Annotated in this window: 21 protein-coding genes and 1 tRNA gene; 1 reads left to right on the forward strand and 21 read right to left on the reverse strand. The window is 47.7% G+C overall.

Annotated elements, in window-relative coordinates; genetic code table 11:
- Positions 1-21: 21 nt before the first annotated feature.
- On the forward strand, positions 22-312 hold the full coding sequence (locus ACZLMD_RS01925; RefSeq protein ID WP_022305578.1) for a DUF2508 family protein: 291 nt from the start codon (positions 22-24) through the stop codon (positions 310-312).
- On the opposite strand, the gene ACZLMD_RS01930 is transcribed toward ACZLMD_RS01925, so the two are convergent.
- The 21 genes from ACZLMD_RS01930 to ACZLMD_RS02030 form a co-directional block, all read right to left on the reverse strand.
- Positions 201-2,093: an ATP-dependent helicase gene (locus tag ACZLMD_RS01930; protein WP_489495036.1), complete on the reverse strand. Its 1,893-nt coding sequence runs from the start codon at positions 2,091-2,093 to the stop codon at positions 201-203. The genes ACZLMD_RS01925 and ACZLMD_RS01930 overlap by 112 nt on opposite strands.
- A gap of 76 nt (positions 2,094-2,169) precedes the next feature.
- Positions 2,170-3,627: a glutamate--tRNA ligase gene (gene gltX / locus ACZLMD_RS01935; protein WP_482522959.1), complete on the reverse strand. Its 1,458-nt coding sequence runs from the start codon at positions 3,625-3,627 to the stop codon at positions 2,170-2,172.
- Between the two features lie 99 nt (positions 3,628-3,726).
- Complete coding sequence (locus ACZLMD_RS01940; protein WP_022305581.1) at positions 3,727-4,518, reverse strand: SIR2 family NAD-dependent protein deacylase; 792 nt, start codon at positions 4,516-4,518, stop codon at positions 3,727-3,729.
- A gap of 20 nt (positions 4,519-4,538) precedes the next feature.
- Positions 4,539-5,147, reverse strand: a complete 609-nt coding sequence (locus ACZLMD_RS01945; protein WP_022305582.1) for a cytidylate kinase-like family protein — start codon at positions 5,145-5,147, stop codon at positions 4,539-4,541.
- A gap of 312 nt (positions 5,148-5,459) precedes the next feature.
- Positions 5,460-6,650, reverse strand: coding sequence for an enoyl-ACP reductase FabV (gene fabV / locus ACZLMD_RS01950; RefSeq protein ID WP_022305583.1), 1,191 nt, complete (start codon positions 6,648-6,650; stop codon positions 5,460-5,462).
- Positions 6,651-6,729: 79 nt separating this feature from the next.
- Positions 6,730-6,800: transfer RNA gene (locus tag ACZLMD_RS01955), tRNA-Gly, on the reverse strand.
- 167 nt (positions 6,801-6,967) lie between these two features.
- Positions 6,968-7,411, reverse strand: coding sequence for an Hsp20/alpha crystallin family protein (locus tag ACZLMD_RS01960; protein WP_118559577.1), 444 nt, complete (start codon positions 7,409-7,411; stop codon positions 6,968-6,970).
- A 184-nt stretch (positions 7,412-7,595) separates the two neighbouring features.
- Entirely contained in the window at positions 7,596-10,124 is a 2,529-nt protein-coding gene (locus ACZLMD_RS01965; protein ID WP_489495037.1) for an FtsX-like permease family protein, read from the reverse strand.
- Positions 10,117-10,818, reverse strand: coding sequence for an ABC transporter ATP-binding protein (locus ACZLMD_RS01970; protein ID WP_118559575.1), 702 nt, complete (start codon positions 10,816-10,818; stop codon positions 10,117-10,119). The genes ACZLMD_RS01965 and ACZLMD_RS01970 overlap by 8 nt, the downstream gene beginning before the upstream one ends.
- Positions 10,819-10,904: 86 nt before the next feature.
- Complete coding sequence (locus ACZLMD_RS01975; RefSeq protein ID WP_022305587.1) at positions 10,905-11,846, reverse strand: sensor histidine kinase; 942 nt, start codon at positions 11,844-11,846, stop codon at positions 10,905-10,907.
- Positions 11,834-12,505, reverse strand: coding sequence for a response regulator transcription factor (locus tag ACZLMD_RS01980; protein WP_118559573.1), 672 nt, complete (start codon positions 12,503-12,505; stop codon positions 11,834-11,836). The genes ACZLMD_RS01975 and ACZLMD_RS01980 overlap by 13 nt, the downstream gene beginning before the upstream one ends.
- 83 nt (positions 12,506-12,588) lie before the next feature.
- Entirely contained in the window at positions 12,589-13,395 is an 807-nt protein-coding gene (locus ACZLMD_RS01985) for a TIGR03915 family putative DNA repair protein (RefSeq protein ID WP_489495038.1), read from the reverse strand.
- A gap of 104 nt (positions 13,396-13,499) precedes the next feature.
- The gene (locus tag ACZLMD_RS01990) at positions 13,500-15,194 is read right to left on the reverse strand and encodes a putative DNA modification/repair radical SAM protein (RefSeq protein WP_489495039.1); all 1,695 of its coding nucleotides are present in this window, start codon (positions 15,192-15,194) and stop codon (positions 13,500-13,502) included.
- Between the two features lie 313 nt (positions 15,195-15,507).
- A complete protein-coding gene (locus tag ACZLMD_RS01995) occupies positions 15,508-16,245 on the reverse strand; it encodes a hypothetical protein (protein ID WP_489495040.1) in 738 nt (245 codons plus the stop codon).
- A gap of 61 nt (positions 16,246-16,306) precedes the next feature.
- Positions 16,307-16,783, reverse strand: coding sequence for a DNA-deoxyinosine glycosylase (locus tag ACZLMD_RS02000; protein WP_118559567.1), 477 nt, complete (start codon positions 16,781-16,783; stop codon positions 16,307-16,309).
- Positions 16,780-17,241: a hypothetical protein gene (locus tag ACZLMD_RS02005; RefSeq protein WP_022305593.1), complete on the reverse strand. Its 462-nt coding sequence runs from the start codon at positions 17,239-17,241 to the stop codon at positions 16,780-16,782. Before ACZLMD_RS02005 ends, ACZLMD_RS02000 begins: the two co-directional genes overlap by 4 nt.
- Positions 17,242-17,272: 31 nt before the next feature.
- Positions 17,273-18,034, reverse strand: coding sequence for an immunoglobulin-like domain-containing protein (locus ACZLMD_RS02010; RefSeq protein ID WP_147403700.1), 762 nt, complete (start codon positions 18,032-18,034; stop codon positions 17,273-17,275).
- A 147-nt stretch (positions 18,035-18,181) separates the two neighbouring features.
- Positions 18,182-19,480, reverse strand: a complete 1,299-nt coding sequence (locus tag ACZLMD_RS02015) for a sensor histidine kinase (protein ID WP_489495041.1) — start codon at positions 19,478-19,480, stop codon at positions 18,182-18,184.
- On the reverse strand, positions 19,477-20,196 hold the full coding sequence (locus tag ACZLMD_RS02020) for a LytR/AlgR family response regulator transcription factor (protein WP_022305597.1): 720 nt from the start codon (positions 20,194-20,196) through the stop codon (positions 19,477-19,479). Before ACZLMD_RS02020 ends, ACZLMD_RS02015 begins: the two co-directional genes overlap by 4 nt.
- Positions 20,197-20,245: 49 nt before the next feature.
- Positions 20,246-21,478, reverse strand: a complete 1,233-nt coding sequence (locus ACZLMD_RS02025) for a leucine-rich repeat protein (protein WP_482522951.1) — start codon at positions 21,476-21,478, stop codon at positions 20,246-20,248.
- Positions 21,479-21,513: 35 nt separating this feature from the next.
- Complete coding sequence (locus tag ACZLMD_RS02030) at positions 21,514-22,983, reverse strand: Ig-like domain-containing protein (RefSeq protein WP_489495042.1); 1,470 nt, start codon at positions 22,981-22,983, stop codon at positions 21,514-21,516.
- Positions 22,984-23,009 lie beyond the last annotated feature (26 nt).

The raw sequence follows: 23,009 nt of genomic DNA on the forward strand, positions 1-23,009 counted from the left end.
AAAATATGGAGGTAATGATTCATGATCCGATTATTATGGAAAGAAAAAAAGAAAATCCCCCCAAAACGGAAGGATTTCCTAAAAAAAGCAATCTGTGATTGTCAACAGGCGATCAATGACGCCTATCTCGGTCTGCAAAATACCAACGAGCCGGATTTGATCGACCGATATATTTATGAAATGAACGCTGCAAATGTGCGCTACCGTTTTCTGCTCAAGGAAATGCGTGAGCTTTCTGCGTCTTCTGCACCGAGCATCTCCCCGACAAACCTGGAAACCGACACCTCTTTGCTGAACCGTTCTTTCAGATAATAGATATGCAGATGCGACTTTGCACGCGTCATTGCAACATAAAACATCCGACGCTCCTCCTCGATGTCCTCTGTCAGCACTGCCTTGCTGTACGGCGTCACTCCCTCATTGACATCCGGGATAAACACGCACTCAAACTCCAGCCCCTTAGCACCATGCATCGTCATCAACAACACGGCATCCTCCGGCTGCCCGTTATCCCTCTGGCGGCTTTTCTCGCTCTGCTTTTTCAACTCTTCCCCATAGCTTTCAATATAGGCAAACCACTCCTCAAAATCCTTAAAGCCCTTGCTCGCCTCCTGCAGCTCGTCTAAGATCTCGTACATATCTCCCGCACGGATCCCGCGGTACTCCGCATATTCCTGAATATAATCGTCATACCCCACGCCACGGCGGATAAAATTGACCGCTGCATACGGACGCATATCTGCGATCAGTCCCAGATCCGCGCGCAAATTCACAATACGGTCCACCATCCAGTCCTTATCCTCATAGAAAAGCTCCAGCTCCTCCAGATCAATATAGGCATCGGTCAGTGCATTCCGGTGGACATAACGTTTCGGACGGTTAATAATGCGCATGACATTGCCACGCTCGCGGTTGCCGCACGCCACCTTAATATACGTGAGAATATCCCGCACGATCCAGTGATCGTAAAGATTCGGCACCATCTCCTTCATGACAAACGGAATATTATATTCCTTCAGCTTCGCACTGATCGCACGCGCCTGCGTATTCGTCCGGAAAAGCACCGCCATCTCCCGATAAGGGATTCCCCGATTGCGATAGACAAGAATCTCCTCACGGATCTTTTCATTTTGCTCCGTCATCCCCTGAAATTCCTGCACTTGCACGGCAGAACCCGGCTTAAAATCCTTCTCGGTTCCAATAATTTTCTTGTCCAGACGATTCTTATTGTGACCGATCACACGTCCGGCAAGCGCAATGATCTCACCTTTACTCCTATAATTTACATTCAATTTACAGATCTCCGGAGAAAATTCCTTTCCAAAGCTCTGCATAATGTCCGGTCTCGCCCCGCGGAAACCATAGATCGACTGGTCATCATCGCCCACGATGAAAATATTATTGGCAGGCTGTGCTAACAGCTTCACCACATCGTATTGCACCTGATTGATATCCTGAAACTCATCGATCAAAATAAACGGAAACCGCTGTTGCCACATCTTACGGATATCCGGACGCTGCTCCAGCAGCTCATAACAGTACACAAGCATATCATCGAAATCAATCAGCCGCCGCTTTACCAGACCATTCTGATATTTCTCATAGATCCGTCGAAACGTATCTCCCGGACAATTTGGCGAATAGTAATGTGCCAGATCCATTCTGCCGCCTTTCACACGGCTGATCTCCGAACCAAGATCATTCAAAAATTCATTTTCGTCCTGAATCTCAATATCGGTCTCGTCCACAATCTCCTTCAAAAGCTGACGTCTGACGTCCTCCTTGATGATATTGCTCGCCTTATAATGATATGCATGCTTCAAAATAGTGAAAAAAATCGAATGAAATGTACTGAAAGATACCGGTGCACCGTATGCCGGTGCCATCTGCTGATAACGCTGGCGCATCTCCACGGCAGCCGCCCTGGTAAATGTGATAACAAGAATGTTGAACGGATCTATGCCTTTTTGCTCTATTAAAAAACGGACCCGGTGGGTTATGACTCTGGTTTTGCCAGAGCCCGGACCCGCCAGGACCATCATCGGTCCCTCGAAATGAGAGACCGCTTTCTTTTGTGATTCGTTTAATTCCATACTAAACCCATATGTCTTTCTCAGCCCACAAAGTCTGCCGTGCGAAAATCATGTCCACACGGAATCTGATAACATATTACTGCGCTGCTTCCAACAGTTCAATTCCCTTTTTGATACGGGCGATCGTCTCATCCTTACCGATGATCTCAATGATCTCATACGCTCCACCCGGTGTCATCTGCTTGCCGGAAACTGCAGTACGAAGTGGCCATAAGCACAGCCCGTTCTTAATCTCCTTCTCGGCAATATACTCCTTGCAAACAGCCTCAATACCCTCATGACTGTAATCCTCAAGCTGCTCCAGACGTGGAAGCATCTCCTTTAATACAACAAGTGAATTTTCGCTGTTTGTTTTCATTTTCTTGTGCGTATACATTGCGATATCATACTCCGGAAGCTCCTCAAAAAAGTCGATCTTCTCCTTGATATCCGGGAAGATCTCAATTCTTGTCTTCACAAGATCTGCAATCTTCCTGAGATCGTAATCCTTTGTAATAACCTCTTTGATCACAGGAAGTGCTTGCTCATAATACGCCTCATTGTCCATCGCCTTGATATATTCGCCATTCATCCATTTCAGCTTGACAATATCAAATACCGCCGGTGACTTGCTGATATGATGATAATCAAAGTTCTCCACCAGTTCCTCAAGACTGAAGATCTCACGGTTATCTGTCGGACTCCATCCGAGAAGTGCCACATAATTGACAACGGCCTCTGACAAAAATCCCTGCTCGATCAGATCCTCATAAGAGGAATGACCGCTACGCTTGCTGAGCTTCTGATGCTCCTCGTTAGTGATCAGCGGACAGTGGATATATTTCGGCTCTTCCCAGCCAAATGCATGGTACAGTCTGGTATATTTCGGTGCGGAGGAAAGATACTCATTTCCACGCACAACGTGTGTGATCTTCATTAGATGATCATCGATTACGTTCGCAAAATTGTAGGTTGGATATCCATCGGACTTGATCAGGATCATATCGTCCAGCTCTTCGTTAGGCTGGGAAATATCACCATAAATCTCATCATGGAATGTCGTCACGCCCTCATTCGGCACATTGGCACGGATAACATACGGCTTGCCTGCTGCCAAATTCGCCTCGATCTCCTCCTTGGACAGATGGAGACAATGCTTGTCATATGCAGTGATCTCCTTGCCGCCAATGTTCTGCTTCAGAGACTCAAGACGCTCCTTATCACAGAAACAGTAATAAGCCTCGCCCTTGGCGATCAGCTCCTTGGCATATTTCATATAAAGGCCGCTCTTACAGCGCTCGCTCTGGATGTACGGACCATAGCCGCCATCCTTGTCCGGACCTTCATCATGCTTGAGTCCGGTCTTCTCCAAAGTACGGTAAATGATCTGCAGTGCTTCATCAAAAAAACGCTCCTGATCAGTATCTTCTATTCTAAGTACAAAGTCGCCGCCCTCATGCTTGGCGATCAGATAGGTGTACAACGCCGTTCTTAAGTTTCCTACATGCATTCTGCCGGTAGGACTTGGCGCAAATCTTGTTCTAACCTTGCTCATTTTAACAATCCTCCACTAAAGAAAAATCTCCATCCGAAAAAACTCCGGACAGAGATTTATTTTAAACCGTTTTAAGGCGTTTTGCAACCTTATCCGGCTTTATTTCTTAACTTGTGCCATCTTTTCTTCTGCCTTCTCCGGAAAAACCGCATCTGGATCATAACCGGTAATGTAAGGAACAATCTCGCTCAGACACCCATACAGCCTGTAATCTGCCCGCGTATCCCCCAGCTTTTCCTCTGTATTTACAAGAATAAACTTATTACCTTTGTAGTATCTCTCGAAATGCTGGCAGATCGGATCTCTGACAGCAGAACCAAGCACAAGCAGCACATCCGCTGACTCGACGATGTCGCACACCTCGGACACCTTGCCATTGTCCACGCGCTCACCAAGCAGGATAAATCCGGGACGGATCGGAATCCGACACTTGTCGCACACCGGCTCTCCCTTCGACTCCTTTATGTACTTCATATCAAAAAGTTTCCCACACGCCGGACATATATTCTTCTCAATGGAACCATGCATGTCAAGCACATGCTCACAGCCCGCCTTCTGATAAAGCTCATAAACGGTACGCGTGATGATATGAGGCACCTTCCCCTTCTGCTGCAGCTGACGGACCGCCTTGTGAACAACCGTCGGCACTGCCTCCTTATTAATCGTCACATTCTTAATATAATCATAAAATATATCACTACGTCTTGCATAAAATGCGGAGGATACAATCTCATCGTTGGAATATCCGTACTTTTCCTCCGTCTCATACGCCAGATGCTCTGCCCGCACACCGTTCAGTCCGGTCTCACGCATCGTATTCAGTCCACTCAGCACAACAATATTTCTGCTCTTATCAATAATCTCCTTAATTCTTTCTGCAATCTTCTCCATAACACATCCCCCTCTGCCAATTACTCGCCAAGGTAAGTGCAAATACTCTCCACCGCTTTATCAATACCGGCAATATCACTGCGGACAACCATGTCATAGTTGGTCAGATTCGTCCACTTTTCACCCACATGATAATTGTAGTAGTTCGCACGGCGCTTATCATTCTTTAAAATAATCTCCCCTGCTTTCTTCTCGCTCTCACCGTAAACATCAACGACACGCTTGAGACGATAATCCAAAGAAGCCTGTACAAATACGTTAAAAATATTGACCCGCTCCTTTAATACGTAGTCGGCACATCTGCCAACAATAACACATGGTCCGTCATCGGCAACCTTACGGATCACATCGGACTGTGCCAGGAAAATTCTGTCATCCAGAGACAACCCGGAAAATCCAAAGTCCTGATTCCCGTAAACATTAATTCCCATTGCCAGAGAATATAAAAGGCTGTTCGTTGCCTTATCCTCTGCCTTTGCAAAGGTCTCCTCCGCAAATCCGCTCTCCTTTGCAGCACGCGTGATTAACTCGTTGTCATAAAACGGGATACCATAATGCCCGGCAAGCTTCTGACCAACCTCTCTGCCGCCACTGCCATACTGTCTGCTGATTGTAATTACTTTGTTCATATAAAGGCCCCCTTTTCACGTTCACATAAACAATTTTATAGATTTATTATACATCATTTTGGTTATTTTCACAAGGATTTTTATATTTTATTGTCATTTATTGTGAAATATTCCTAATTATTTCGTGTTAATTTGGTAATATTTTTAATACTACGTTTTTCTCGTTCTATGTTTTCTCATGGAATATTTTTTGTCTTCGGAAACAGATTTCCCAATATACAAAAGGACGCTGATATCTCTATCAACGCCCTTGTCAATTTACAAAAAGATTAGCATACCGGTTTCATTTTGTAAATACTTATTATTGCATCATTACTCCACCGGTGCGATGCTCGGGATCTGTACATCGGCATCCACATCTGCGCTGTAGTCCACGCCATCAATGCAGAATCCGAAAATCTCATAGAACTCCTGCCAGTATCCTTCCAGATCTGTCACTTCCTCGAGATTGTCCTGATCAATCTTCTCCCAGATTGCAGCGACTGCCTCCTGCACCTTCGGCTCCATCTCCCAGTCATCCATGCGGATCAGACGGTTCTCATCGGTCACCACCTCGCCACCATTACAGAGACGGTCATGGATCATGCGGTACATCTGCTCAATACAGCCCTCCTGCACATTCTGCTCCTTCATCACCTTGAACAAGATCGCCAGATACAATGGCACGATCGGAATGGCTGCGCTGGACTGTGTCACAACTGCCTTATTCACGGAAACGTATGCCTCCACGCCGTCAACCTCTTCCTGAATCTTGTCTGCAGAAGCGTAAAGATCCTTCTTTGCCTGTCCAATAGAGCCTTCCTTATAGATCGGATAAGTCAGCTCCGGTCCGATATAGGAATATGCAACCGTCTTGGCACCGTCCGCAAGAACACCGGCATCCTTCAGTGCCTTGATCCAGAGGATCCAGTCCTCGCCGCCCATAACCTTGATCGTGTTGTTGATCTCCTCCTGTGTCGCCGGCTCGATCGTCGCTTCCGTAAGCTGGTTGCTGCGCAGATCAATCGTGCGGTTTGTGTACGCCTCACCGGTTGTCTTAAGTACAGACTTGTATGTCACTCCGTCCGGAGCCGTACGGCGCGGTGCCGCAATACTGTAGATCACCATGTCTACCTGACCGAGATCCTTTTTGATCGTCTCAATGGTCTGCTCCTTCATCTCTGCAGAATACGCATCACCGTTCAATGTCTTCGCATACAACCCGTCCGCCTGTGCGATCTGCTCAAACGCTGCTGTATTATACCATCCCGCTGTTGCTGTTCTCTTGCCCTTTGCCGGCTTATCAAAAATAATTCCGAGCGTATCTGCGCCGCAGGAATATGCTGCCGCAATACGGGAAGCAAGTCCGTATCCCATGGAACAGCCGATCACAAGAACCTTCTTCGGTCCTACTGTCTTAGGCTGTGCCTTTACATAATCAATCTGTGCCTGTACTGCTGCGCGGCATCCTGCCGGATGTGCCGTGGTGCAGATAAATGCTTTTACCTTTGGTTCAATTACCATGAAATAACCCTCCATAAACACTATTTCCTAAATATACAACAAAAATCGCAGAATCCATAAGAATCCTGCGATGCGGTCAAGCAGGATACGGGAGTCGAACCCGCCTCCTCAGCTTGGGAAGCTGATATACTACCGATGTACTAATCCTGCACAGAAGCCTGTAGTTTCTGCTCCTCTTCATTTTATACATATTGCTTTTGTTTGTCAAATATAAAAAGGACAAAACAACACCCGGTCAGAAACCTTTCGATTCCTGACCGGGTGCAATTTTATTGGCATGAATGGGTATCACTCACCGCCTTAGCGGTGCAACTGCTTTATCCCTCAATAGCGATGGTCTTGGTTTGTTCAACCGCCGGCTGTGGTTCCTTCTTTGGGACGGAAATCTTCAGGATACCATCCTCAAACTTCGCTTTGATATCCTCCTCGGTAACCTCCTCACCAACATAGAAGCTACGGCTGCAGCTTCCGTAATATCTCTCACGGCGAAGGTACTTGCCGCTCTTGTCATCCTTCTCATCGTTCTCGGATTTCTTCTCTGCGCTGATGGTCATGTAACCGTCCTTCAATTCGGCCTTGACATCCTCTTTCTTATACCCTGGCAGATCTATATCAAGCTCATAACCGGCATCTGTCTCTTTCACATCGGTCTTCATAGCGCTTGGCGTCGGGGTTGCATAATGAATCACATTCATTGGTCTTGCAAAATCATCAAACAGATCATCAAATAAATTCTCTCCAAAAATACTAGGCATCAACATAAGTCATTCCTCCTTCAATTAAACCTTATTGAACTGTTCTTCTCAGAGCAAGTAGGATGAAGTCCCGGTCATTTCTGACTTCCTATTACCTCTTCCCTTGTTCTGTAATATGTTATACCACTTTTATTAGCACTCGTCAAGAGCGAGTGCTAATAATTTTTGTGAAAGTTTTGTGAACTGCTTTTTATTCAATTCCACGAATGCGTTCTATCACGCTGCCCTGCCCGGACAACCTCTTCCATGCTGCCACCGGAATGACAACACACACGATTACCGTTACAAGCGCCGCTCCCAGAAGCGGAACAACCGGCACGCAGAATGCAACCTGACAATAGTTCATAGACTGATAAATCTCGTAAACAGCTGCCATGCCAACGGACATTGTCACAAGCCATGCTCCCCCTGCATACAGGATTCCCTCCCGGATCAGCATCTTAAGTATCTGCCACTGCGTCATCCCGATACTTTCCATGACTGAGAGCTCGGTTCGTCTGTTCTGTATATTTACCACAAAGGTGTTCATATAATTCATAGTTCCAATAAATGCAAGGATCAACACAATCCCCATACCGATCTGAGGCATATTCCCCTGTGCCTTTCGCATCTCATCTGCCTCCTCGAGCTTGGATTCCCAGGAAAAATTTCGTGTATTGGCATCTTTTTTCAGAATTGCCAGAATCTCTTCCTCCGTCCTACGGTCATACTCCTTCTTATACCGGATCCCTGTCTTTAGGATAAATGCTTTCGCATCAAATGCCTTTACCACCTGATCACTGACAATGAGCGTTGGCGGATATCCTAAAAGTGCCGTGTAATACGAATCATCCGTCACACCTGACACTGTAAAGCTTTTACTCTTTTTAAGATTCCGATAGAGCGTGCATGTCACTGTTTTGCCGATAAGATCTTTATCCGCAAGCTCCACACCATTTCGGTAAACAATACACACCTTTCCCGCGAGAAAATCGTTTTTGGACACCGGCATGTCGAGCGTCTGATTCAGATGATCAAATTCGTCCTCGTCGATGCCAAGCATACTTGTTCCAAAGTTCTCCGGATGCTCTTTGTACTCCTTTCGATCCTTTTTATAAGGAATGCTCATCCATTTTGCATAAAATTCCTTCATCCACTTTTCCATAAGATCCGGTTCCCACGGAATCGTAATTTCCGAAAATACAATGGAATGCATTTCGGCAACACCTTGATTACTGCTAATCGACTTCTCGATGGAGCCGGTCAGAATATCCTTCCGATCCTTTGCTTTTTCCTTTATGCCGGTATCATTCTTAATGACGAGATCTGTGTTCATACTATTCGATACGATTGTGCGCGCCGCCTGACTGGAGATCAATGTAACAACGCAAAGATACACCGACAGACTCATCGCCAGAGACACAAGCACCATCGCCGTCCGCTTCTTATCCTTTACAAACTGCTCCCAGGAAATCCGCGCAATCACATTCCCCCGTGCCGCTTTCCTGCCGCTTCTTATCCCAGTTCCTTTCCTTCGGGACACCTTCATTCCAGCCCCCGGACGATATCCAAGCGCTTCTATCGGAGAAACCTTTGCTGCCTTGCGCACCGGTTTCCAACCCGCCAGACTGATCGTGATACCCGCCAGCAATACGGTCACCACCAGAACCGCCGGATGAAACTGCACTCCGATTCCATCAATATATCCACTTTGGATTCCGAGATTTTTCACGATCACCGGGATCAGAAAGAACGAAACGAACGCCCCCGTTACACAGCCGGTTCCTATCCCCATCGATCCTATCAGAAGCAGCTGCTCTTTGAGCATCACCTTGATCTGCCGTTCTGTCATACCGATTGTCTGAAGCAGTCCATAATGTCTTACTCTGCCTGCCACCGAAAGATACATGATATTATAGATCAGCAAATAAGCACACAGACAGGTAACAAAGATCAGTCCGATCAATCCTCCAAGGATCTCAACCGATTCTCCCAGATCTGAGACAAAGAAAAGAGCCTGCTGTTTCCCCAGTTTCATACTTTTTATAAATGCATTCTGCGTCTTCTTTGTCATCAGTCTCTGCCGAAAGTCCATGAAATATCTTCCTGATGCAGCATCGGAGCGCTTCCATCCCGACTTTTCATAAAACGCTTTGGACATATAGAACATCTTCTTCGTTCCATAGCCATCCCATATGCCACTGATCCGAAAGGTGCCTTTCTGAACACCATCGTATACGCCATACGTCACTGTGATCGAATCGCCGACTCCTAGCTCGTCATATCCACATTTCTCCAATGCTTCTCTGGTCACCATGATCTCATCTTCCGCAACCGGGTATTCCCCCTCCAGCTTCTCTCTCGCCGGTTTCATCATCTTCGACCAGTAATTCTCATCCGCCCAGCCAAGCCCAACACTCGGCGTATCATCGCGGTCTGTTTTCTCGATCCACCCACAGATGCCAAGAAAACCGGTCAGTGTAATATCCGGATTATTCTCACATTTCTGTGCCTGCTCATCCGTCACACCATACATGAGCGCATCAAACTTTGCCCCGGACATCCGGATGTTTTGAATCTTCAGCATTTTGAAGTAAGTGACACCCACCGTAAATATCGTAAATATCATGAAGGAGGAAAGAAAAACCGCAAGAAACATTGTCGCTGTTCTCCTTCGTCCGGTCTTTAGGGAATGACGTGCCATCCGCTTAACAACAGCGTTGTTAGTATTCTTAAGCATCCGGATCACTTCCCTTCTCTAAACCCCCGATGATCCTGCCATCTTCAATATGTACAATGCGGTCAGCAAGTTGTGCAATGTCCCTGTCATGTGTAATAAGAATCAGTGTCTGGCAAAACTGTTTTGATGCCGTCTTTAGAAGTCCAAGTACGTCGTGACTCGTTGCAGAGTCAAGATTACCCGTCGGCTCGTCCGCCAATATGATCGCAGGCTTCGCCGCAAGCGCTCTGGCAATTGCCGCCCGTTGCTGCTGCCCTCCCGACAGATTCCCCGGTAATGCGTCTCTCTTCTCGGTCAGCCCCAAAAGTCCCAGAATCTCATCCACATACGCAGTATCGACCCTTCTCCCATCTAACTCGACCGGTAGAATCACATTCTCGTAAACATTCAGATCCGGAACCAGATTATAATTCTGAAAGATGAAGCCGATCTTCCTGCGGCGGAAAACGGCAAGCTGATCCTTCTTCAGCCCCTGAATACTCTTCCCCTCCACATACACCTCTCCCTCCGTCGGTATATCAAGTCCCCCGAGCATATGCAGCAGTGTACTTTTGCCGGAGCCGCTCTTGCCGATGATCGCCACAAATTCATGCTCCTTCACACAAAAATCAACGCCATCCAATGCCCGGATCGTGTTCTTACCCATTTGGTAATATTTCTTTAGATGATTGGTTTGTACAATATAATTGTCCATTGGTCTGCCTCCTTATTTTGATATTCACAGAATACCCGGTAAAAATCACAAACCTGTCTCAATTACGAAATATCACAATATTGTGATCACACCTTGTCCTGAGCATCCCGCCATGGAAGGTACAGACGGAACTCTGCACCCTCTCCCGGCTCCGACTCCACTTCTATGTAACCCTTCTGCAATTCCATAATCCTGCGTGCAAGATACAAACCAATCCCAACTCCCGGCTTATCGTGAACCTCCGGTTCCCGGTAGAATCTCGTAAAGATCTCCGCCTGTCTCTCCGGCACAATTCCCTTTCCGGTATCCGAAATACTGATCTTCAAGAAGATTTCCTGTCTCGTCAATGCGACATGAATCTCACCGCCGGACTCCGTGTACTTCACTGCATTGTCCAGAATATTAAAAACAGCCTCCTGCGTCCACCTGCCATCATGATCGATCATCACTTCTCCACTGCTCTCCATGAAAAGGTCGATCTGTTTCACTGCTGCATCCGGAACAACCGCTGCCACAGCCCGCCGCAGCGTCTCACAAATATCACCCGGTTCCTTCTGTATCTGCAGGATCCCCGTCTCCAGCCGGGACATTTTCACCATACTCTGCATCAGAAAATCGAGCCGCTCCACCTGAGTCTGCAGCTTCTTAAGGAATTGTCGTCCGTCCTCCGAAAGTTCCTCCTCACCAAGAAACTCTATATATAGTTTCATGTTGGAAACCGGTGTCCTCGTCTGATGAGAAATATCCGAGATCAGTCCTTTGATCTGCACCCGCTCTCTCCGGCTCTCCTCGGACTTACGCTGAAACAAATGTGCCGCCCTTGCTAACTGCGTCTCCGTTCTGCCCCAAAGGCTGTCCTCCATCTGTGCCTCTGGCTTCCATTCCCCACCGGAAGAAATCACGTCCAGAGCCTGCTCCACCTTTCCGGCAAATTCTTCTATATTCTTATGCAGCCGGTAATTACGCCACAGCAGTGCCATAACAATGGCTCCCGCCGCCACCGGCACGATCCACATCATCCAATCCATTGATATCCCACCCCGTATACATTAGAAATATATCTATGCTGTTCATCCTCAAGCTTCGCTCTCAGACGGTTGACATTCACCGCCAGCGCATGCTTATCAACAAACTGTCCACCGCTGTCCCACAAACGATCCAGTAAAACATCGTACGTCAGAAGCTGCCCTCTGTTGATCAGAAACTGTCGCAGCATCCTGCTCTCCGTCGGCGTGACCGAGCATTCCTGACCGTCCACTGTCACCACGGCTTGCTCCAGATCGATCTGCAAATGATCATCCGAAAAGATAAGCCGTCCGGAGCGGGAATTTCTCCTTAAGATCACATCCAGTTTATGAAGCAGGATCCGCATGGAAAAAGGCTTCATAATATAATCCTCCGCTCCGGATTCGTATCCGTTGATCGCATCCTCCTCGAGATCTCTTGCCGTCAGATAAATCACCGGGAGCTCCGCCTGCTGTTCCTTCAGCCACCGGCACAACGTATATCCCTCACCATCCGGAAGATTTACATCCAACAAGACAAGCTCCACCTGCCGACTTACAAATATCCTCCGGGCTTCTGCAATACTTTCCGCACTTACCACACCGTATCCGGCCTTCTGAAGTGCATAGCAGACCGCCTGATTCAGATCACTGTCATCCTCTACCACCAATATATTGTGCATATCTCTTCCTCCCCTGGAGTAAAACTGTATGTGCCTTATTGTAACACAGTCCGCCTCCTTGAACAGAGAAAACAAAAAGATTCTCAATTTTGTGATATTCTGTGAGATTCAAACTCCGTCATATGCTTCCGGTAATGCAAAGGAAGATTCGTTCTCTGCAGATCTGCATTCTCCCGCTCCGGGATCGCAATACTTTCAAAGAATGCCTTCCACAGATCCGCATACTCCCGTTCTCCACTGTGCTCAAGCCGGTCTAACAAAATGCATTCGTCCGGTTCGAGCATCCGCTGATACCATCGTCTCCCCGGATTGTGAAACGCTGCCTTGTGATGCGTCTTGTCATAGATGATAAACCACTCCGGATTCAGTCTGTCCGTAAAATGAGACGCTACCGTATCGATCACCTCATTCTCCGGCTCGATCACAGCATACAGGACCGCCTGTCCCTGCCATGAAATCTCCTCGAAACGGATAAACTCCAGATAATAGTGCGCCTCATTGCGCGATCTACGGTATATCTCAAACATCCTCTGTACCCACGGCACATGAAGTGCCTCCGTGACCTTCCGGCCCAGTGCAAAACCATACACGATGAAATGATAGATCACATCTGCCTTATCCGGCTGACGGCTTCCTGCCGCCGTCATAATATATTCGTATGCCGTCTCCGATATCCGGTTGCGCACAGTTCGCAGAACCTTCTGCATCTTCTCCGGATCCGGCTGTACATCCACATACTCACTGAACAGGATATAGTTCTGTTCTGCCTCCGGCATGATCACCTCCAAACGGATGTGGTCGTGTCCGTAAGCAGACTTTCCTGCATCGTAAACCGCTGTAAATATGCCCTCCGGTGTATCCTCACACCGATATACACGCATCTGTTTCATGATACTAACCACGCCTTTCAAAAACCTGTCCTTACATCAAACTCCCGCAAACAGATAACAGCCTATCGGCAAACCTGCACCACGATCTGCTTTTCCCTCCCGCATCACGTCATAAAGTCAAACAATGATAACTGCTGATAATGGATCTGATTCTGTTCATAGCTTTGCTGCAGTGCCTTCTCCTCTCCCACAAGCCGCCTCGTAATAAAATCCTCCTCCACCTTCAGGAAATCATACATCATCCGCCCGTTGCAGGTGATAAAATAGATCGCCCGCTTGAGCACAACTCCCATCTTCTTGAGATGGCGGTAATCCAGCGAACCTGTCCGTCTCGCCCTAATAATGCGGCTGGCAGACTTCACACCAATGCCCGGCACACGAAGCAGCATATCGTAATCCGCAGTGTTTATCTCCACCGGAAACGACTCCATATGCCCCAGCGCCCAGTCACATTTCGGATCCAGAAATACATTGAAATTCGGTCGGGACGGCGATAACAGTTCATCTGCCTCAAAACCATAATACCGAAGCAGGAAATCTGCCTGATACAGCCGGTGCTCCCTGCGAAGCGGTGGTCCGCTCTCCAGTGTCGGAAGATCGGCATCCTGATTAACATTGATAAATGCAGAATAAAACACCCGCTTCAGATCAAAACGCTGATAGAGTGCCTCCGACACGGTCATGATCTCATAATCGCTCTCTCCTGCTGCTCCGATGATCATCTGGGTGCTCTGACCCGCCGGCACAAAGCCCCTGCCCGTATCGTGACGCCGCCACTGGGTCAACCCGGCAGCGGTATCCGGCAGTACGAGTGAGGATGCTTCCCTCTTCGATACTGCCGACTGCTGCGCAGGTATACCGGAAGATTGCTGTTGATGCGCAGCACCGCTGCGCTTCTGTAATAAATGATCCTGCATAACCGCACCGGAACGATCGCTCTCAGCATTCTTATATACACCACCGCTTCTATCTGCCCGTTTGGAAAACGCACACTCCGCATTAGCTGCCTTTCCTCCGGAAACCACAGCCACCTTCCCCACATGACTCTCCTCGCGGTTCAGCGCCTTCAGCCTCGGTGCCTCACTCCTCTGACTGATCCCATCGGGCATGCTCCTCCCCAGCCTGCGGCTGGTATGCCAGTACGCACTGCGGTTGCCTCCCTTCATCCCCAGCGCTTCGCGGCTCTCCTCCATCCCGGACTGGATCTGGCGCATCGGTGTCAGAATCTGCCGGCGATCCTTATTCGGCGCAAGCTGCCGCAGCCCGTCCGCCGTAGGAAGCTCCATATTCACACTCATGCGATCCGCATACCAGCCCGCCATCTCCACCAGCTCCGGCGAAGCTCCCGGTATCGCCTTGCAATGAATATAGCCGTGAAACCGATGTACCGTCCGCAGATCATGAAGCGTCTGACAGATCAGCTCCATCGTATGATCCGCCGACTGTATGATCCCGGAGCTTAAGAAAAGTCCCTCGATATAATTCCTCCGGTAAAACTCCATGGTCAGCTGACAGACCTCCTCCGGCGTAAACGTCGCCCTCGGAACGTCATTCGTCACACGGTTGATACAATACTTACAGTTATAAATGCACTCATTCGTAAATAAAATCTTAAGCAGAGAAATACATCGCCCGTCCGCCGAAAAGCTGTGACAGATTCCCGCCGCACTCGAATTGCCAATATATCCATCCTTCCCCTGACGGGACACACCACTGGAGGTACACGCCACATCATACTTGGCGGCATCCGACAATATCCTCAGCTTCTCCTCCAGAGACGCATGCTCCGCAAAGATCATCGTAATCTCCCCCTCTCAAGTCAACCGCTGTAGCTGCTGCCACAGACAAATCATCTTCTGATCAATATCTCTTAATAAACATTTGTTCCGAACGTCTGTTCTATTATCATACGCTCGTCCCCGTGCAATGTCAAGAGGAAAAAACTGACAAAATTAAAGCCGCCAAGAACGGACAAGATCAGAGTGGACAAAACTGCTTTCACAAAAAACATCCCGTTCCCCGATACAGAAAAAGACCCATCATATACGTTCATAAAAACGTACACAACGAGTCTTCTTTTCGATCTTCTTTTATTTATTTCCCTTTTGCTGTCTAATCTTGTGAGATCAACGACATTCCAAACGCTTCCTCGTCAGGAACCGCTTTGCCGTCCTTGTAAAGGAAGAACCACTCCAGTCCCTCCAGCAGTTGGAACTGCTCCCGCTTTGCAAGCTTCTTCCGGTCGGTCGACTGTACGGAATTTGTCTTAGAATACTGCTTTACATCATCCGCCGGCGTCTTCTCGTAATATGTATGGATGACCTCTGCGCAGTCCTCACGTCTCATAAGCTCCGCAATAAAATTGTAACGACAATAGTAATAGCTTAACGCCTGAGCATAACTGTCAAATGCAAGCTGTGACCAGGAACCCGGAGCTTTCCGGATAAACCGGTACAGCTCATCGGTACTCATCGCATCCAGCATTTCCTGCGGAAACTGCTGCGCCGCCATCACCTCATCATCCGACGGGATCCACTGAATTTCATAATCCTTTGGATAACACCAGTTTCCATCGGAATCCTTCCAGTCAGAAATATTATCCTTTCGCACCTTATCATACTGCTCTGTAAAATACTTCTGGTAATAATCTCGCTCCTCGTCCGGAATCAGCTTCTTACCGAGCAGATCTGCGATCTCATCCCCGGACTGCTCTGCCACTGTCTGTGCCGGCTCAGCCGCATTCGAGGACGATGCCTTCTGTGAATCTCCATTCCCACCGGTATTTCCGCAGGCACAAAGCGTCACTGCCATCCCGAATACTGTCAGCACCGCTAATAATCTTTTCTTCATATTGCCCTCCGTTTCAAGGAACCCCTTAATATGAGTCCTTTAGGACTCATTATATCTACATCTACTCCCTGATCACCTTCCACGCCTCTACCAGCCGGTCAACGCTCCACGCCGCATTTGCGGGACTGGTTGACGGCAGACAGACCGCCTTAAGACCGGTCTGCTTCTCCTGATATTTGCGGTAAAGCTGCTCTGCCTTCCTGCCGTTCACATAGATCTGACGGATCTTCCCCTTTGCCAGGATCTCTCCCAGATCTGTCGGCTGTGCGTTCCGGATGCTGCTGTCCGCAGAACCCTGAATATCACAGGATGCAATCACATCCCAGACTGCCACGCCATTCTCCAGCAGAAACGCTTTCTTGTCCTCGACGGTCTGCGGCACAGGCTTTTCATACACCGCCGACAGCACCCGCCAGAAACGGTTCTGCGGATGACCATAGAAAAATCCCTGCTCTCTTGATTTCACTGACGGAAAACTGCCGAGGATCAGAACATTGGAAGCCTCATCGTAAACCGGTGCGATCGGATGCTGTATCATACATTGCCTCCGTCCTGCACCTCCGAAGCTGTGATGCTGGCGTGTATATTTCCGATCCAAACCACAAGCAGATACAGTGCAACCGAAAGCGGAATAAAGGAAGCCGCACCGTACCAGTCTCCAAAATGCACTCTGTCAATCGTAAGCAGAAGAAAGCCGATCTGAACCACTCCATAAAATACGATCTCCGGCAGCTTCTGACACCGCAGCCTTAACTGCATCGGTTTTACACTTCCGATACAGAAAAAGCCGACGCCACCCATAACAATAAGTCCTAAGATCATCAGAAAAAGCACCGGATATTTTAATAAAAGCGTCAATCCGAATGCTGCCGATGCATTCAGTCCGCCTTCCCATGACGAAACTTCCCGCAGCACCGTCTCATACAGCATATACATGCCACTAAAACTGCTTACACACATCAACACATAACAGATAATTTTCTCCGTTCTCTTCATAATCGTTCCCCCTTATACTCCCCTCTATTCATCATTGAACCATCAGCACAAACTCCGTACTGCTGTTATTCACCGGCGTTCCATCCTGTCTCGCCAGATCCGTATTGATCCGGTAGGTTCCCGATGTTACCGGCTCTTTTGTCTCCGATATCACAAAGGAAGCCTCTGCCTGCCCCTGTGGTTTGATCAGCCCCATCACAGCCGGAATGATCATATCCTTTGCAGACTGTACTTTTATCCACTGACCGTTTTCAAGCTTTTCAATGGAAAACTGATAGCTGAACGTTGCGTTCACGTCCGATCCGTTATAAAACTTCACATGTACACTGATCGCACTTCCGGATGCTGTCGCACTTGTTGCGTACACGCCGACTGCCCCCGGAGTCACAACATTTGTTACATCCTTTTTCTCTTCAGTCTTTGCCTTCTTGACCACAACGCGGCACTTGAACTTCTTCGCACCGACCTTCGCGGTGATCACGGTTTTTCCGGCTTTCTTCGCCTGAAGAACGATGGTCTGTTTCTTCTTCCCGGTTGTCTTTTTGATGACGGCAATCTTCTTATTGCTGCTTTTCCAGACAACCTTCTGTGCCGGATTCTTCACCTTTAACGTGGCTGTCGCCGTGGACTTCTTCCCCAGTGTCAGCGTGAGCTTCTTTTTACTGAGTGACATCCCTGCCTTTTTCGCCTGCACAGATACCGTTTGCAAACCGCCCGGCAATATTAACGCCACCAGCAGACACGCCGTGAGCATCAATGCAGTAATCTTTCTGCATTGGAATCTGTTTCGCATAAAAAATACCTCCTTGTCTTTTGTTTCGTGCGCTTTAAGAAGCATTCCCATCCTACCTGCGTAAACTACTCCTATTATTTCTATGGTAACACAAAACATTTCCTGTGCCCGATCGATGTTGTGAATTGATATCTGAAATGTTGTGAATTACCCCTGACTTTCCCGATCCGCACTATGATAGATCGGCAGCATCACATGCACGGTAAATTGATCGGTCGTATGTTCCACCATAAACTGTCCCTGCAGCTTCTCCACCGACCGCTTCATACTTTCCATACCATAGCCGTGTTTTGATGTGTCCCATTTATGGGTCAGCAATCTTCCGTTACGAATCTTAAGTTTTCCCTGATAAGAATTGCTGAGAAGTAAATTTAACACCTGCTTATCATAGCTTAAACTAAGTCTGATCCACGCATCCGTACACCCCTGCGCCGCCTCCAGTGCATTGTCAAGAAGATTGCCTAAAATGCCGGCAAGATCAAATTCATTCAACTGCAGTCCTCTCGGGATCCTGGCATCGACACTGCATGTAATTCCCAGCTTTTGTGCCTGTGAAAATTTATAATTTACAAAACCGTCCATCTCGGGATTGCCCGTCTGCATCCAGATGTGTTCCGATTCCACATTATCCAGCACTTGCTGCAGATATTTGATCACCTTTTCATTTTCGCCCTGTCTTGCCAGCTCCCGCAATGCAAGGCAGTGATTTTTCGTGTCATGCCGCATCCGGCGCACTGCCTCCTCCTGCTCCCTCAGGATGGTCAGCTCATTTTTGTAGACCTGATTTTTCATATCGAGCATATCACTTTTCTTCGCCTTCTGATACTGCTGCGTCAGCATATCATAGCTCCATATGATCAAAATAACGAGCGCTAGGATAACCACGCTGGTGATCGTCACAAAAAACGGTTTTCTTGCAAATATTTCCTGATAGATTACGACCTCCAGATACACGCAGCCCGCCATGATCAGAAACAAAATCCCCAATTGATAAAAATGAAATTCGCGCTTTTTCCGTCCTCCCACTTTGACGATCGTTTCAAAAAGAAACAACTCGATCAGACGTGACAGATATACCGTAAAAATATTGGCATACTGCATATTCTCAGAGGCTGCATACATCGGAACCTCTCCCATTACAACCATCGCCACCGTCTCGCTGCAGGCGAGCAGCCCGCACACAAGAAACACATAAAAGATCCTTGCCGTCAGCTTTCCGTCATACAGCATCGTCAGCGCAAACAGCACGATCATACTGGAAACCATCGTCAGCAAAGGAAGATTCCAAAACAGATACACCGCCCCGGTCACAAGACCATAGACCGGATAGCAAAGCACCTCCCAGACATGCTTTACCCTGCATTTCCCGGACAGACCGCGAATCAGCCGATATATACAATAGCTGTCGCACAGCTCCGACAGGAAAAATAATATTACATAGATCATAGATCCTCCCTCATATACTCTGCGATCTGCACCCCCACTTCCTTTCTGCGCGACGCAACGATCGAAAGAACATCTCCCGTCGGAAGTACGATCTCATTTCCTCTGTATTCCTCAATCGACTGATAATTCACAAGTTCGGAACGACTGATCTGTACAAACCTACCGGTCGCCGTCTCCTTCTTGATCTCTGACATTTTCCCGTAAAATTCGATCACTCTTCCATCCGTTGTGTGAAGCAGGATCTTGCGGTTATCAACCCGGAAATACATAATGCGGTTCCACGCGATCCGGTTTTGATTGCCCTGTATCTGATAGCGGAACATTCCCTGTCCCTTTTCGGACAGACGGCAGTACAGCTCCCATATTTCCTTTAATCGTGCTTCCGTCACCGGCTTGATCAGAAAATCCATCGGTCTTACAGCGAAAAGATCCATGGCGTAGCTTTCCTGCGAGGAAATATAAACGATCCTGCAGTCCTCATCGCCCAATATATTGCGGATCGCACGACCAACCGCAATGCCGTCCATGCGATCCATTTCAATATCCAGAAAGAGCAGATCAAAACGGTAACCCTGTTTGAGATAATTCCATAAAGTATCTCCGTCAAAAAACAGTTCCGTCTGTAAAACCGTCTGCTCTTTTCTTCCTAATTCCAGTAACATTTCCTCCAGATGATGACAAAGAATCTGATCATCATCGCAAATTGCTATTTTCATTTGTAATAACCTCGTAACATCGATTGTTATCTTTCTGCCCTTTGCCTTATTATAACGCAACGACCGTGCATTTGGTATATTTTCGGTATTTTGCGACCACTTTTTTCGGAACATGTACGGTGACATTCTTACCGCAGGTCCACTGCTTCATTGATTCGGTGTGGAATTTATCACTGTGTATGTAAATATCTATTTTATCTTTTCCGTCGTCAAACAGGCATAACCCGGAATATCCCCACGGCACCGGTCCCCATATAAGCTTTTTGCGTGACATGATATGCAGCTCTTTCAGGGATCTTGTCGATCCGAAGCAACCTGCCGGAATGACAGGGTCCGTCTCTTTTCCGACAATGATCTTCTCTGCATTGCAGCCACTGAAAGTGTCCTCGCTCATTTTTTTTACATTGACTAACTTAATTGTTTTTGCCTTGCTTTTCTGAAATGCCCGTGACATGATCTTTTTAATTTTATTGCCGCGGATCGTGACTGTTTTGGAGCCCTTTCCTGCATCTAACAGACATTTCTGGTAAATAACCATTCCATTTTTCCGGACACACTTATCCCACCACCAGGGCAGATCCTTCAATGCATCAACGCAATCCAGATTGGAAAAGTCATCAAATTTTATGCTTTTTAAATTCTCACAATAGCCGAAAGCACCGTCCTCCATCGACTTCATCCCCTTCGGAATAACGATTTCCTTCAATGAGGTACATCCCTTCAGGTCTATATCATCCAGATATTCTGTATCGTCTGCCATTTCATAATATTCCAGATTTTTGCAGCCTTCCACACGGCAGAACAGAAGATCCTCATCCTGCGACTGTATGGAATAATCGCGCCAGCCACTGTACGCCGCCTGCACACGAAGACTTTTGATCTCATCATGGTTAATAAAACTGTTGCAGTCAATTACCGGAATTCCATCAATTTCCTTCGGCACTACGATATCCGTATACTTTGCATTGCCGTTCTCGTCAAATTCCTGCTCAAACGCAAACAGCTCATAAACCGGATCTGTGTCCTCAAATCCGTACTTCTTCGGATTTCCCCATGCTCCTCTCGCTGTTGTCTTATAATAGCAGAGTCCATCCTGTTTCAAGGAGACCTTCTCTTTCTGAATCGGAGACAGCGTTACTTTCGGTCCCGGTTCCTCTGCCTGCACCTTCGGTGCACTAAGCCAGTCTTCCTGCTTACCCTCTCCGTTTCCGATTCCGCCACCTGCTGCCATTGCGACAGCGGCAGCAATCGCCACTACCCATAATACATTTTTCTTTTTCATAGTTTCATCCCCTTCAATACATTATCCTGTGCGGTTTACATCTTCCCAACAATTCCGATACCGTATCCGTAATACCCATCCGGACGGTTCGCCCATTTCACCAGCAGAACCGGCTTGTTGTTCTGATCCCATCCGTAGAACTCATATCCAATGATCATTTCCACATGATAAATTCCCTTGTATCTGCCATTGGATGCACCGGTCTTAAACATCAGATCGCCTGCCTTGAACTTGAGCTTCTGTGCATTTTTCTGGCTAAATCCTCCTTTCAAAAGCTTGTTTCTGTTTGCAAGATACTGTGCCTCCCCGGCTGCTGTCGGTGCATACCCGGTGACGCCAAAACGATATCCGTATTTTGCGTAAGCTCTCCAGACAAGAGAACTACAGTCGTAATATCCCTTCAACATGCGCTTCGGCTGGCTGTACTGGCTTGTGGACGCCATCTTCTGCGCACGGCGGATAACCTTTTTCTTGGTGGTCGTTGTCACAGACACCACGCAGCCCACACGGACATTGCCAACCTTCGCCGTAATGATCGTGTTGCCGGTCTTCTTCGCACGTACCTTACCATTCTTTGATACACTTGCCACCTTCGGACGGCTGGACTTCCAGACAACGCTTCCCTGATATCCCTTCACCCGGAGCTGCTTCGTCTGATGACCGGCCAGCAAAGTGGATCCGGCAGACATTTCCAGCACGGATACCTTCAACTGGATCTTATATTCTTTCCCATAAAGCTTGAGCGTCAATGTCGTGCTCCCGGCATCGCTGCAGGTGATCACAATCTTACCGTTCGTGATCTCTGTCGAAACATACATTTTCTTATTGGAAGAGATCACTTCGTAGATCAGATTTTCATTTCTGTCGCTGTCAAAAATCTGGCTGTCACCGCCCTGAATGGCGATCTGTACACTGTTGGTGCTGTTATAGCTGTTTTTCACAATGTATATCTGCACCGCCTGCTTCGCAAGTGTTACCTTGGACATGTCCGGATATACGGACACCGTATAAGTACAGTAAAACATCGTATTGCCATCCCGGTCGATACCGGTTACGGTCATTACCGTCTCCCCAACCTTCATGGCATGATAGCCGCCGTTTGCGGTCACTTGAAGCACACTGCTGTCATTACTGCTATAATGTAACTCCACCAGATCCTCCAACGGATACGATGCAAAGCTTACGCGGTCAATATCAAATTCACCGGTTGTACCAACCGTTAATACCACATTCTGAAACTCATTTTTCAGAGAAATATCTGCCTTTGGCTTTGCTGTTACCGCAGGTCTTTTCGTCGGAGTCGGCACCGGTGTCGGTGTCGTGATCCCTCCTCCTGTTGCTGTCGCCGACGGAGTAGCAGATGTATCACTGTCCCAAAAACCGGACTCACTGTATGTTCCTTCTCCTGCAGCCGAAGCTGTGTTTATCTGCCCCATCGGTTCCAATACCATACAAATGCAGATTGCTGTCAAAATATACCATGCTGTCCATTTTCTGTTTTTCATTTGATTTCCTTTCCCATCCCTTACAA

The sequence above is a fragment of the Jutongia sp. genome (genome assembly GCF_057878315.1).